This window comes from Gordonia liuliyuniae, from assembly GCF_021738805.1.
GTDB lineage: Bacteria > Actinomycetota > Actinomycetes > Mycobacteriales > Mycobacteriaceae > Gordonia > Gordonia liuliyuniae.
Genome location: NZ_JAKKOR010000009.1, coordinates 335,076 through 347,492 on the forward strand (window position 1 = coordinate 335,076; position 12,417 = coordinate 347,492).

Annotated in this window: 14 protein-coding genes; 2 read left to right on the top strand and 12 right to left on the bottom strand. The window is 67.0% G+C overall.

The genetic code is table 11. The features are described 5' to 3' along the window. Window positions 1-26: 26 nt before the first annotated feature. From L5G33_RS13395 to hrcA, 9 genes are all read right to left on the bottom strand, one after another. Window positions 27-857, bottom strand: a complete 831-nt coding sequence (locus L5G33_RS13395) for an alpha/beta fold hydrolase (protein ID WP_236998668.1) — start codon at window positions 855-857, stop codon at window positions 27-29. 66 nt (window positions 858-923) lie between these two features. After that, complete coding sequence (era, locus tag L5G33_RS13400; protein ID WP_236998669.1) at window positions 924-1,841, bottom strand: GTPase Era; 918 nt, start codon at window positions 1,839-1,841, stop codon at window positions 924-926. After that, entirely contained in the window at window positions 1,838-3,187 is a 1,350-nt protein-coding gene (locus tag L5G33_RS13405) for a hemolysin family protein (RefSeq protein WP_236998765.1), read from the bottom strand. The genes era and L5G33_RS13405 overlap by 4 nt, the downstream gene beginning before the upstream one ends. Window positions 3,188-3,194: 7 nt before the next feature. Next, window positions 3,195-3,740 carry an rRNA maturation RNase YbeY gene (gene ybeY, locus L5G33_RS13410; protein ID WP_236998670.1) on the bottom strand — a complete coding sequence of 182 codons (546 nt, stop codon included), beginning with the start codon at window positions 3,738-3,740 and terminating at the stop codon, window positions 3,195-3,197. Continuing rightward, on the bottom strand, window positions 3,737-4,804 hold the full coding sequence (locus L5G33_RS13415) for a PhoH family protein (RefSeq protein WP_236998671.1): 1,068 nt from the start codon (window positions 4,802-4,804) through the stop codon (window positions 3,737-3,739). Before L5G33_RS13415 ends, ybeY begins: the two co-directional genes overlap by 4 nt. Before the next feature lie 104 nt (window positions 4,805-4,908). Further along, entirely contained in the window at window positions 4,909-5,676 is a 768-nt protein-coding gene (locus tag L5G33_RS13420) for an alpha/beta hydrolase family protein (protein WP_236998672.1), read from the bottom strand. Window positions 5,677-5,679: 3 nt separating this feature from the next. Beyond that, window positions 5,680-6,432 carry a 16S rRNA (uracil(1498)-N(3))-methyltransferase gene (locus L5G33_RS13425; RefSeq protein ID WP_236998673.1) on the bottom strand — a complete coding sequence of 251 codons (753 nt, stop codon included), beginning with the start codon at window positions 6,430-6,432 and terminating at the stop codon, window positions 5,680-5,682. Then, entirely contained in the window at window positions 6,429-7,586 is a 1,158-nt protein-coding gene (dnaJ, locus tag L5G33_RS13430; protein ID WP_236998674.1) for a molecular chaperone DnaJ, read from the bottom strand. Before dnaJ ends, L5G33_RS13425 begins: the two co-directional genes overlap by 4 nt. 31 nt (window positions 7,587-7,617) lie before the next feature. Continuing rightward, window positions 7,618-8,652 (bottom strand): heat-inducible transcriptional repressor HrcA, encoded by a 1,035-nt coding sequence (gene hrcA / locus L5G33_RS13435; protein ID WP_236998675.1) that lies wholly within the window; start codon window positions 8,650-8,652, stop codon window positions 7,618-7,620. Window positions 8,653-8,727: 75 nt separating this feature from the next. Between hrcA and L5G33_RS13440 the strand changes: the two genes are divergently transcribed. Then, on the top strand, window positions 8,728-9,159 hold the full coding sequence (locus tag L5G33_RS13440) for a type II toxin-antitoxin system VapB family antitoxin (protein ID WP_236998676.1): 432 nt from the start codon (window positions 8,728-8,730) through the stop codon (window positions 9,157-9,159). Between the two features lie 21 nt (window positions 9,160-9,180). On the opposite strand, the gene L5G33_RS13445 is transcribed toward L5G33_RS13440, so the two are convergent. Further along, on the bottom strand, window positions 9,181-9,894 hold the full coding sequence (locus tag L5G33_RS13445) for an HD domain-containing protein (protein WP_236998677.1): 714 nt from the start codon (window positions 9,892-9,894) through the stop codon (window positions 9,181-9,183). Then, window positions 9,891-10,511: a TetR/AcrR family transcriptional regulator gene (locus tag L5G33_RS13450; RefSeq protein WP_236998678.1), complete on the bottom strand. Its 621-nt coding sequence runs from the start codon at window positions 10,509-10,511 to the stop codon at window positions 9,891-9,893. The genes L5G33_RS13445 and L5G33_RS13450 overlap by 4 nt, the downstream gene beginning before the upstream one ends. 79 nt (window positions 10,512-10,590) lie before the next feature. Here L5G33_RS13450 and L5G33_RS13455 point away from each other — a divergent pair, with 79 nt between their 5' ends. Then, window positions 10,591-11,061 (top strand): PaaI family thioesterase, encoded by a 471-nt coding sequence (locus L5G33_RS13455; RefSeq protein ID WP_236998679.1) that lies wholly within the window; start codon window positions 10,591-10,593, stop codon window positions 11,059-11,061. A 13-nt stretch (window positions 11,062-11,074) separates the two neighbouring features. On the opposite strand, the gene hemW is transcribed toward L5G33_RS13455, so the two are convergent. After that, window positions 11,075-12,298, bottom strand: a complete 1,224-nt coding sequence (gene hemW / locus L5G33_RS13460; RefSeq protein ID WP_372476909.1) for a radical SAM family heme chaperone HemW — start codon at window positions 12,296-12,298, stop codon at window positions 11,075-11,077. Between the last annotated feature and the right edge of the window lie 119 nt (window positions 12,299-12,417).

A 12,417-nucleotide genomic window follows, 5' to 3' on the forward strand; every position in this document is an offset into this window, starting at 1 on the left:
CTCGGACAAACGTGGGATCGACTCACTCAGGTCGTCCTGACGAAGTCCGCCAGTTCCGCCGCAACCCGCTCGGGTTGGTCCTCGGGAAGTAGCGTCCAGGAGTCGGCGACCTCCACGAGTCGCGCGTTGGGGAACTCGCCGACCATTCGCCGCGCATGGCCGATCGGCATCATCGTGTCCTCCACCGCCCACAACAGCAGGACCGGCCGGTCGAAGCGGACCACTTCGTCGTGCCAAGCACGCAAGACGGCCTTCGACGGTGCGCCGGTAGCGAATTTCGCGAGATCGCGGCGGATCGCGGCGTTGCGCAGGGCGGGCGCGAACCAGTCATCCATCACGTCGTCGGGAATCGCCTTCTTGGCGAGCCCGCCGTACGCCAGCCGACCATGCCGGAACAAGGCAGTCCGCGTGACCTGCATGAGCAGCCATGCCCCGCCCGGCACCCGGCACAGCGCAGACGCGGGACGGGCCGGTTTCGGCGGGAAATTATCGAACGCTTCGCACGACGCCAGCACCAGCCGACCCAGACGGTGGTCGCGCTCTTCGGACACGATGAACTGCCCGCCGCCCCAATCGTTCAAGACCAGCGTCACCTCGTCCAGATCGAGCGCTTCGAGGAAGTCCGCGATCACGTTCGCGACACCCGCCTGGGACAGATCGGCGTCGGGCTTCATCGGACGTCGGTGCGCACCCAACGGCCACGTCGGCGCGATACAGCGGAAGCCGGTGAGTAGCGGGATCACCGCGCGCCACTGCGTCTCGTTCATCAACAGTCCGTGACCGAACACCAGCACCGGCCCGTCGCCGCCGGTGTCCGTGTAGTCGATCGGGCCTGCGGGTAGATCGATCGAGGGCATGGGTCCACCGTGCGCCTATGGGACGGCGATGTCCAGGGGGCGACACTCCGCCCAGTCGCAGACCGGTCAGAAACCGAGGCGGCCCAACTGCTTCGGGTCGCGCTGCCAGTCCTTGGCTACCTTCACGTGCAGGTCGAGGTACACCTTGGTGCCGAGCAACCTTTCGATCTGGCCGCGGGCGACGGTCCCGACCTCCTTGAGACGGGCGCCCTTGTGGCCGATGACGATACCCTTCTGGCTGTCCCGTTCGACGAACAGATGCGCGTACACGTCAACCACGTCCGAGCCGTCGCGCGGGACGACTTCTTCGATGACGACGGCCAGCGAGTGCGGCAGTTCGTCGCGGACGCCCTCGAGAGCCGCCTCGCGGATGAACTCGGCCATCAGCACCTGCTCGGGCTCGTCCGTCAGTTCACCGTCGGGGTAGAACGCCGGCCCCTCCTCGCACAGTGAGACCAGCACGTCCGCCAGCGTGTCGAGCTGCTTGCCCGATTTCGCCGAGCAGGGCACCACCTCGGCGTCGGGTCCCATCAGCGCCGACAACGCCATCAACTGTTTGGCGACCTTCTCCGGCCCCACTCGGTCGATCTTGGTGACGACTCCTACTTTGCGGGTCTTCGGCGCGACGGTCTGCACCTGGTCGACGATCCGGCGATCGCCAGGACCGATCGCCTCGTCGGCCGGGATGCACACGCAGACCACGTCGACCTCGGAATAGGTGTCGCGTACCAGGTCGTTGAGTCGCTGCCCGAGAAGGGTCCGCGGCCGGTGCAGCCCCGGGGTGTCGACAAGGACGAGCTGCGCGTCCGGACGATTCACAATGCCACGGATCGCGTGCCGCGTGGTCTGCGGACGGTTCGACGTGATGGCGACCTTGTCGCCGACGAGCGCGTTCGTCAACGTCGACTTGCCAGTGTTCGGCCGGCCGACGAAACAGACGAAGCCCGAACGGAATTCGGGTTGCGACGACGTGGGGTTGCTCAAGCGGTCTCTCCGATCGATGTGTCTTGCGTTTCGTGCAGCGTATCGTCTTCGCCCCACTCCTCGCGGACACCGTCAGTCGGCTTTTTTCTGGCACGTCGCACGACGACGGTCGTTATCCGTTGGCGGCCCGACTTGGTCGGGCCTCCTTCGGCCGTCATCTTGAGCCCGTGCGACTTCACTTTCGCGCCGGGCAGCGGCACGCGTCCGAGCCGCAAGCCGAGGAGACCACCGACGGTCTCCACTTCGTCGTCGTCGATCTCGATGCCGAACAGATCGCCGAGATCCTCTACGGGGAGTCGAGCCGAGACCCGATACTTGTCCTCCCCCAGTTTCTCGATCGGCGCGACCTCGTCCGTGTCGTACTCGTCGGAGATCTCACCGACGATCTCCTCGAGCACGTCCTCGATCGTGACGAGGCCCGCGATCCCGCCGTACTCGTCGGCGAGGAGCGCCATGTGGTTGCGTTTGGCCTGCATGTCTTCGAGCACGTCGTCGAGCGGTTTGGAGTCCGGGATGAACTCGGCCGACCGCATCACCGCGCCGACGTCGAAACCGACGACGGGCAGTTTCGGCAGCATCTTCTCGACGAGGTCCTTGAGGTAGACGACGCCGACGACGTCATCGGGGTTCTCGCCGATCACCGGGATCCGAGAATGGCCCGACCGGACCGCGAGGCTCACCGCCTGGTTCGCGGACTTGTCCGACTCGATCCACACCATCTCCGGGCGCGGCACCATCACCTCACGGGCGTTCGTGTCGCCGAGTTCGAACACCGACTGGATCATGCGGCGTTCGTCGTCGTCGACGACGCCCTGCTCCTGCGCGAGGTCGACGACCTCGCGGACTTCCACTTCCGTGGCGAACGGACCGTTGCGGAAGCCCTTGCCGGGAGTGAGCGCGTTGCCCACGAGGATCAGCATGCGGGTCACCGGACGCAGCAGCACGCCGATCGCGGTCAGGACGGGCGCCGCGATCAGAGTAATCGAGTAGGCGTGCTGCCTTCCGAGCGTGCGCGGTCCGACACCGACCGCAACATACGACACGCCGGTCATCACGAGGATCGTGACGGCGAGGCCCCAGCCGGTGCCGAGCCCGTCGACTGCGGTCGCTGCGACGAGGCCGATCGCTGCCACTTCGCCGAACACGCGCAGCAGGACGGCGAGACCGACGTAGGTCGCTCGTCGCTCGAGAACGGTGCGGAGTCGTTTCGCGCCGCCGCGGCCCTCTTTGACCATGTCGTCGACGCGTGCGGCAGACACCGTCTGCAGCCCCATGTCGACGGCCGCGAATAGTCCTGCAACGGCGATCAGAGCTGCGGCTCCGATCAGGAAGATCACATCACGCATCACGAGGTCAGCGTCCACCTGTGTCACCCGAGAAGCCAGTGTTGCGCAGGAGTCTCGCATCGCGTTCGGCCTGCGCCTGGAGTCGAACACGATCGTCGCGCGCCGAATACCAGTCGACGATGATCTGACCTTGCAGCCCGAACATCTCCTTCTCGTCTGCGGGCTCGGCGTGGTCGAATCCGAGAAGGTGAAGGACGCCGTGGACGGTGAGGACAGCGAGCTCGTGTTCGAAGCTGTGCCGCTGACTCTTCGCCTGCTGCGCCGCGAACTCGGGGCAGATCACGATGTCGCCGAGCATTGCAGGCCCCGGGTCGGACGCGTCGGGGCGTCCACCGGGCGTTAGTTCGTCCATCGGGAAGCTCATCACGTCGGTCGGCCCCGGCAGGTCCATCCACTGCACGTGCAGATCGGCCATCGTCTCCGAGTCGGCCAAGGTGATCGACAGCTCGGCGCCCCGATGGACTTCCATCCGCGCCATCGCGAAACGCGCGGCTTCGATGACGAGCTGTTCGGGCACGTCAACTCCCGACTCGTTGAAGAGTTCGATGCTCATCGGCGGTGTCCTCCGTCGGTTCGGCGCATGCCGTCCCTCCTGGCGGCGCGGTTGCCGCTCGCCACATCACGCGGACCCGCTGCGCGCACTGCTTCTTCGGCCCGACCGTATGCGTCGACGATGTCGGCGACGAGACGGTGACGCACGACGTCGGAACTGGTCAGCTCGGCGAAGTGGATGTCGTCGATGCCGTCGAGGATGCGGGCAGCGATTCGCAGTCCGCTCTTCGCGCCGCCCGGCAGGTCGACCTGGGTGACGTCGCCGGTGACGACCATCTTGGCGCCGAACCCGAGCCTGGTGAGGAACATCTTCATCTGTTCGCCGGTCGTGTTCTGGGCCTCGTCGAGGATGATGAAGGCGTCGTTGAGGGTGCGGCCACGCATGTACGCCAGCGGCGCGACTTCGATGACCCCCGCCTCCATGAGCTTCGGGATCGCTTCGGGATCCATCATGTCGTGCAGCGCGTCGTACAGGGGCCGCAGATACGGGTCGATCTTCTCGCTGAGAGTGCCCGGCAGGAAGCCCAGCCGCTCCCCCGCTTCGACTGCGGGACGCGTCAGGATGATCCGCATGACCTCCTTGTTCTGCAACGCCTGGACGGCCTTCGCCATCGCGAGATACGTCTTGCCGGTGCCTGCGGGACCCAGGCCGAAGACGATCGTGTTCTTGTCGATCGCCTCGACGTAGTGCTTCTGGTTGAGCGTCTTGGGCCGGATCGTCTTACCGCGCCGCGACAGGATGTCGAGGCTGAGCACTTCAGCGGGCGACTCGTTCGACACGGACAGGATCGACAGACTTTGGCGGACGAGGTCGGGGGTGAGCGTCGTACCGCCGCGCACCACCTTGACCAGTTCGGCGACTACTCGCTCGGATGCGGCGACGTCGGCGGGTGCACCCTTGAGTGTGATCCGGTTGCCGCGGACGTGGATGTCGGCGGGCAGTTGTGCTTCCAGGGTCCGCAGGTTGACGTCCGTCGCGCCGAGAAGTCCTACGGCGAGGTCTTGCGGGACCTCGATCCTCGAGGTCGCCGCCGCGTCGGCCGGATCGCCGTCCGTCTCACTCATTCGGCCTGCCACTCACTGAGTTCGTCACTCCTACGTTCGTCGTTTGATCCCGCACATGCGGGGGTTGTCTCATTCTATCGCCGGGCCGCCCGACGGGCATCGCGTTAAATCCCCAGCACACGCAGCGTCTGCCGGCTGGCCGCCGACCGCGGGTCGACGAATGCGTCGTGGCCTTCGCCGGAAACTTCATACAGGACGGCGCTCTGGCCTCGCCCCTCGGCCTCGGCGACGTAACGCCTGCTCATCCCGATCGGCACCGACTGATCGTCGACAGTGTGGACCACCGCGACCGTCGAGGAGAACGGCTCCTGCTCCGACGGCGACGCCTCACGATAACGGTTCGGGATCTGCGCGAACGGCGCACCCATGAGTGCGACGACCGACGGCCGGTCGAACGCGCCGGTCTCAGTGAAGTCGAGCACCGGCGACTGTGCGATGACCGTGCCGAAGGCGAACCGTTCGGTGGCGGCACCCAGACGTGCCGCCGCATAAACGGCGAGCTGGCCGCCTGCCGAATGCCCGAGGATCGACGCGTGCTTCCGGTCGACGGTGATCTGCGCCGTCGCCAGCTGATCGGTGACCGGACCGTCGAGTGCGCTGATCGCGTCGACGACGTCACGACCGGTGGTCGGCCAGCCACCGCCGGCCTCGCCGACCCGGCGGTACTCGACATTCCACACCACGGCGCCGCGTTCGGCCAACGCTCGCGCGATGCCGGTGTAGACGACGAGCGAGTACTCGGTCGACCAGTAGCCACCGTGGACGAGGACGACGAGCGGGGCGCTTCCGGCGCCGCGCGCGGCTTCTCCCGGCAGGTAGAGATGACCGAACGTGCTCGGCGCGTCGCCGTACGCGATCTTGATGCGGCGCACCGGTTATCGACTCCAACGGTCGGTGACCGCGCCGAGCGCGCCGAGTGCCACCGCGCCTGCGGCAGCGGTTCGCAGCACTTCGGGTCCGAGGACGACGGGCTGTCCGCCGAGCGCCGTCAGATCGGCGATCTCGGCGTCGTCGAGGCCGCCTTCGGGGCCGATCACCACAACGATCTCCGAGGCCGTCGAGAAGTCGATCGAACGGAACGGCGTCGATCCCGTCTCGTGCAGCAAGGCGACGACGCCGCTGTCGCCGACGACTCGCGCGCACCGTTCGCGCACGTCCATAGTGGTCGCCAGATCGGTGACTTCCGGGATCCACGGACGTCGTGCCTGTTTGGCCGCGGTCGCCGCGGCGGACCGCCACTTGTCCACGCCGCGTTCGGCTTTCGACCCCGCCCACCGCGCGACGCACCTCGACGCCTGCCACGGAACGATCACGTCGACGCCTGCCTCGGTCATCAGGTCGACGGCGAGTTCGGCGCGTTCGGATTTCGGCAGCGCCTGCACGACGGTGACGAGCGGTTTGGGCCGCGTCACGAACTCGACGCGTCCGGCACGCACCGTCAACCGCTCTTTGCCCGACGTTCCGAGCACTTCACAGTCGGCGAGGGTGCCCCGGCCGTCACCGAGGACCACCGTCTCGCCGCGCCTGATGCGTGTCACGGTGACCGCGTGTCGGCCTTCCGAGCCAGACACCGTCGCCTCTTCGCCAGCGGCGGGGACGTCGTCGACCCAGAAGAGCGGTGGGGTCATCGGCCTGCGAAAGCGTTGCGCAGTTTGGAGAACAGTCCGCCCGAGCCGGCTGACTTCGACGTCGCGCTGACGAGCTCAACGTCGTCGTCGATCGCCTCGCGCAGGCCGGTGAGCAGTTCGGTCTGGGTGGCGTCGAGTCTGCGCGGCACCACGACGTCGAGGTGTGCGTGCAGGTCTCCCCGCATGCCGGTATTCAGGTGCGGCATGCCGTGGCCACGGACCTTGACGACGGCTCCCGGCTGGGTTCCGGGTGCGACGGTGACCGTGGCGACGCTGCCGAGGACGGTCGGCACCTCGATCTCGGTGCCGAGTGCGGCGTCGACCATCGGGACGCGCACCGTGCAGTGCAGGTCGTCGGCGTCACGCACGAACACGTCGTCGCTCGCCTCGCTTACCTCGACGTACAAGTCGCCTGCGGGCCCTCCGCCCGGGCCGACCTCGCCTTGCCCGGTGAGTCGGACACGCATGCCCTCCTGGACGCCCGCCGGAATCTTGACAGTCAGGGTGCGGCGGGAGCGGACGCGGCCGTCGCCGCCGCACTTGAGGCACGGGTCGGGGATGGTCTCGCCCGCACCGCGACATTCGGGGCATTCGCGGACCGTCATCACCTGACCGAGGAACGACCGCTGCACGGCCTGGATCTCGCCTGCACCCTTACAGGTGCCGCAGGTGACGGGCTTGGAGTCGCCGCGCGTACCGGAGCCGGTGCACGAATCACATAGGACGGCGGTGTCGACGGTGATCTCCTTGCGAGCGCCTTCGGCGATCTCGTCGAGGTCGAGCGTGACGCCGACGAGTGCGGCTTCGCCGGGTCGGACGCGTCCACGGGGGCCGCGCCCGCCACCGAAACCGCCGCCTCCTCCGCCGCCGAAGAAGGTCTGGAAGATGTCGCCGAGTCCGCCCGAACCGAACGGGTCGCCGCCGAAGCCGCCCGCGCCCGGCCCGGCGAGGGGGTCGCCGCCCGCGTCGACCACGCGACGCTTCTCCGGATCGGAGAGCACCTCATACGCAGTCGTCACCTCTTTGAAGCGGTCTTCTTCGTCGGGGTTGACGTCTGGATGGAGTTCGCGGGCGAGCTTCCGGTAGGCACGCTTGATCTCTTGATCTGTCGCGCCCCGGGAGACGCCGAGAGTTCCGTAGTAATCACGAGCCACAGCGAATACAGTCCTTACGCTTCACATAGTTCTATCGGTCGGCGAGCACTTCACCGACATATTTCGCAACTGCTGCGACCGACGCGATTGTTCCCGGATAGTCCATCCGGGTGGGTCCCACCACACCGACGCTGCCGAACACCGTGCCCGAAGCACCGTACCCGGTCGAGACGACCGACGTGTTGCGCAGGTTCTCGGTGTTGGTCTCCTCACCGATCTGGACGGTCACCTGGCCGGTGCGTTGGGTGTGCGCGAGCAGTTTGAGTACGACGACCTGTTCTTCGAGTGCTTCGAGCACGGTGTCCATCCCGCCGGTCGCCGGCGTGAAGTCGGCCGCCGATCGTGCGAGGTTCGACGTCCCACCCAACACGAGTCGGTCCTCCCCGCGTTCGACGAGAGTCTCGACGAGAACCGTGGCGATCGTGACGACTGGCTCTTGCAGTTCCGGCGGAGCCTGACTGGCGAGGTCGGCGACGGCGACGGACGCGTCTTCGAGGCGTTGACCGTCGAGCGCCTGCGAGAACATGGTGCGCAGTCGAACCAGCGTGTCGTCGTCCGCCCCTTCACGGAGGGTCACCATCCGCTGTTCGACCCGACCGTTGTCGGTGATGACGACCAGCAGGAGGCGAGTCGGGCTGAGCGCGACCACTTCCAGGTGCCGGACGCGCGCTGTCGACAGCACCGGATACTGAATGACTGCGACCTGTCGCGTGAGCTGGGCCAGCAGTTTCACGCTGCGACGGAGCACGTCGTCGAGGTCGACACCGGAGTCGAGGACCGACAGGATGGCACGCCGCTCGGCCGCCGACAAGGGTTTGATCTCACTGATCCGGTCGACGAAGAGTCGATATCCCTTGTCGGTGGGCACGCGTCCGGAACTCGTGTGTGTCTGCGTGATGTAACCCTGCTCTTCGAGCACGGCCATGTCGTTGCGGACGGTGGCGCTGGACACGCCGAGCTGGTGCCGGTCGACAAGCGCTTTCGATCCGATCGGTTCGTGAGTCCCCACGAAATCGGTGACAATGGCGTGGAGAATCTCAAAGCGACGGTCGTCTGTGCTCGACACAGGCACCTCCTCACACAGTGTGCATACAGTGAACTACGACCATTCTACGAAACTGACGGAAAGACTAGGCGGGCGATGATCTTCAAGGGGGTACACGAGGGCAGGCCGTACCCCGATCACGGTCTCGCCCCGCGTGATTGGGCCAAGATCCCGCCCCGCCAGTTTCGCCTCGACCAGCTGACCACCGTGACGACGGTGCTCGCACTCGACAAGTTGTTGGCCGAGGACTCGACGTTCTACGGCGACCTGTTCGCCCACATCGTCCAGTACGAAGACGTCATGTATCTCGAGGACGGACTACACCGCGCGGTTCGGTCCGCGTTGCGGAATCGGACGCTCATCCACGCCCGCCTGTTCGACTTCGACGAGCACCTGCTGCGCTTCGGTGTGGTGCCCGGTGCCGACGAGTCCGGGGCGGAGACGACGGCGCCCCTCCGGCCGGTATCGTCGCCGCTTCCTGTTCACCCGCGGCGTCCGCGGACACCCGGAGCACACCGGTTGGACTAGGTCGGCAGGGGGTGTCCGCGGTCAACGTGCCAGCGGATTCAATGCCATCGGCAGCCGAGCGCCGACTCGCCACAGCACCGCCGCGCTCGAATGCGGCCGGAGGCGGGTCTCGATCCGCATCGCGTCGGAGAATGCCTCACGGAACCCGTCACGTGGATGCTCGGCTTCGATCGTCGCGACCAACGCCGGATCGACTTCCCGTAACCGGTAGCCGACGACGTCGAGATTCACCGCCGAGTGAAGGCAGCGGGCGACCGGTTCGTCCGGCTCCGACGGATGGAAGTGCACGGCGATCGCGTCACGGACGACGTCCGCGTCAGCTGGGGGCCGGTGCCGCGCGACCAGCCGGGCCGCCGCCTCACCGCCGATCGCCGCGAAGCATCCGTACCCGGGCACGTCGGGACCGCCGAGCGCGAGATCATGCAGCATCGCCGCCGCCCACACCTGCTCCGGGTCGGTGCGCAGCTCGTCGATTCCCGCGAAGGCCATCGACCATTGAAAACATCGTCGACTGTGCGCGAGGACGGCAGGCGCCAACTGATCGGCGGCACGTTCAGCGACCTCCCTCGCATACCGAGAATCCGGCGGTCGGACCGGCTCCCCGCCAGATTCGACACGAACCCGACGGAGACAGCCGGGCATGGCCGTGGTCGCGGCGGTGGTCGCCGATGCGGCAGCGGCGAGCCGTTCCCGACCGGTCAGTTCGCCGACTCTCATGACTGGACCGACACTCATGACCGGGCGCCCTCTCGTGACTCGGCGATCCGCGCGGCCAACTCGGCGCGCACCGGCGAGAGAAGGTCCTCGACCTCGCTCGCTGTCGCGAACCCTTGCGTTCGCAGCGCGATCAACCCGTTCACCGTCCCCCACAGCCGGAGGGCTTCACCGCGTGCCGACCGGGCGTCGAGAGTCGATGCGGCCACCGTGCTGTCCAGGACGCCGCCGAGCAGGTCGCGGACGGTCCGGCGTGCCTGCGTGACGAGCTCGGAGTCGTCCCGCCCAAGATCTGACAGGCCCAGGATGCGGAATGCCGCCGGAGCGTCGGCGTGGAAACGGAGGTAGGCGTCGAAGACAGCGAGTTCCACCGGTTCGCGCGCGGCGGCGATGGCCGCAGCCATCTCGTCGGCGTGCTGTCGCGCGATTCGGCAGGCCAGTGCGGCGTAGACATCGGCTTTTCCGCCGGGGAAATTCGCGTAGATGGAACTGAGTGCGACATCGGCCGCCGAAGCGAGTTCGTCGACCGACGTCTCCCGGAACCCGCGGCTGGCGAACAGGTCGGCAGCGGCGTCCAGCACCGCGTTGTGGGTTCGACGGCGTCGTCGGTCGGAAGGCTCGATGAGCGGTGCGGTCATACCCGAACCGTAATTCACCTATGTTTTCGTAGTCAAATTATGTTTTCATAATTCTACTACGACTTGCTAGGAGATCGCGATGCCTGAACCGACCACCGGAACCGAGACCGAACCGACCACCAGCACCGAGGCTGACCTGACCACCGGCACCGAGACAATGCGCGCGTTCTTCCCGACGTCGCCGTTCATCTCGACGCTCGGAGTGAGGATCGTCGACCTCGGCGAAGGGACCGCACACCTGCGCTTGCCGTTCCGTGACGCCAACACCACGGTCGGCCCGATGGTGCACGGCGGCGCGATCGGTGCATGCGTCGACCTCGGCATCATGGCGGCCGCATGGGCGGGTGACGGACCAGTCCCGGAGCAGTTGCGCGGCGTCACCGTCTCCATGTCGGTCAACTTCATCGCACCGGCGATGAACGACGACATCGACATCGTCGCCACCCGATTGCGCCGAGGCCGCCGACTGTCCCACTGCGCCGTCGAGATCCGCACACGAACGGACGATCAGCTCGTAGCGACCGGCGCCGGCGTCTACCAGGTCGGCTGACTCGACGCGAGCATCAGTCGAGGATGTCGCGGACCACGCCGTCGGCGAGCAGGCGCCCGCGATCGGTGAGAACGTAGGCGTCGCCGCGGCGCACGAGCAGGCCCGCCGCCACCGCGACATCGGCCCGCATACGCTCACGGTCGTCGAGTGCATCGACGGCCAACCCGTCGCGCATCCGCAGGCGGAGCATCACCGTCTCGGTGTGCGCGTCCTCGAGGGTCAGGATCTCCTGCCCCGCGACCGGCAGCACCCCGCCCGCCAGCGACGCCGAATAGGTGGCCGGATGTTTCTGGTTCCACCAGCGCACCCCGTTCACATGCGAGTGCGCACCCGGTCCGACGCCCCACCAGTCGTCGCTGCGCCAGTACATCTCGTTGTGCCTGCACGTCGAACCCGGTTCCGGCAGCCCCGAATGTTCTTGCGCGCGAGCCCAATTCGACACCTCATACCAAGTGAGCCCGGCTTGCGAGAGCCGCTCGTCAAGCATCTCGTAGCGGGCCGCGAGGACGTCGTCGTCGGGCATCGGTACCTCGCCGCGTCGCACCTTGCGCGCGAAGGCCGTGCCGTCCTCGACGATCAGCGCGTACGCCGAGACGTGGTCGATCGGCACCGAGAGCACGGCGTCGATGGACGCGGCGAGATCGTCATCGGTCTCCCCCGGCGTCCCGTAGATCAGATCGAGGTTGAGGTGCTCGAAGCCCGCATCGGCCGCCTCGCGCGCCGCGTCGAGGGCACGCCCGGGGGTATGCGTGCGTTCCAGAACAGACAGGACGTGCTGCGCCGCCGACTGCATCCCCAGCGAGATTCGGGTGTAGCCGGCTTCGCGCAGCGTCGCGAAGAACTCCGGCGACGTCGATTCCGGGTTCGATTCGGTCGTCACTTCCGCGCCGTCCGCGAGATCGAACGAGTCGCGGACCGCGCCGAGGAGGTCGCCGAGTCCGTCCCCGCCGAGCAGCGACGGCGTGCCACCGCCGACGAAGACGGTCGAGACCTTTCTCACAGGCGACACCAGCTCCGCAGCAGCGTCGAGCTCCCGACGGACCCCTTCCATCCACGACTGCGGCGAGGACGACGAACCGAGTTCGCCCGCCGTATACGTGTTGAAGTCGCAGTAGCCGCATCGCGTCGCGCAGAACGGGACGTGCAGGTAAAGGCCGAGCGGGCGGGCGTCGTCGACGGCATGAAGGGCTGCCAGAGCCTTGCCTGAAAGCGCCTCGGGGGCCTGCCGGATCGTCACTCCTCCATGATGACGCACTGTGGAGCCTCACCAGCAGATGGGATTAATCCTCACCGTGAGTGAAAATATGCCCAAGTAGACGCGCTGGATCGGCTCGTGGCATGATGGACGACGTGACT

Excerpts from the sequence above, each read along its gene's own strand:
- L5G33_RS13395 (WP_236998668.1), bottom strand. The coding sequence starts at position 857 with ATGCCCTCGATCGATCTACCCGCAGGCCCGATCGACTACACGGACACC.
- L5G33_RS13440 (WP_236998676.1), top strand. The coding sequence starts at position 8,728 with ATGATCTTCAAGGGGGTACACGAGGGCAGGCCGTACCCCGATCACGGT.
- L5G33_RS13415 (WP_236998671.1), bottom strand. The coding sequence starts at position 4,804 with ATGAGTGAGACGGACGGCGATCCGGCCGACGCGGCGGCGACCTCGAGG.
- L5G33_RS13455 (WP_236998679.1), top strand. The coding sequence starts at position 10,591 with ATGCCTGAACCGACCACCGGAACCGAGACCGAACCGACCACCAGCACC.
- ybeY (WP_236998670.1), bottom strand. The coding sequence starts at position 3,740 with ATGAGCATCGAACTCTTCAACGAGTCGGGAGTTGACGTGCCCGAACAG.
- L5G33_RS13445 (WP_236998677.1), bottom strand. The coding sequence starts at position 9,894 with ATGAGTGTCGGTCCAGTCATGAGAGTCGGCGAACTGACCGGTCGGGAA.
- L5G33_RS13450 (WP_236998678.1), bottom strand. The coding sequence starts at position 10,511 with ATGACCGCACCGCTCATCGAGCCTTCCGACCGACGACGCCGTCGAACC.
- L5G33_RS13425 (WP_236998673.1), bottom strand. The coding sequence starts at position 6,432 with ATGACCCCACCGCTCTTCTGGGTCGACGACGTCCCCGCCGCTGGCGAA.
- L5G33_RS13405 (WP_236998765.1), bottom strand. The coding sequence starts at position 3,187 with ATGCGTGATGTGATCTTCCTGATCGGAGCCGCAGCTCTGATCGCCGTT.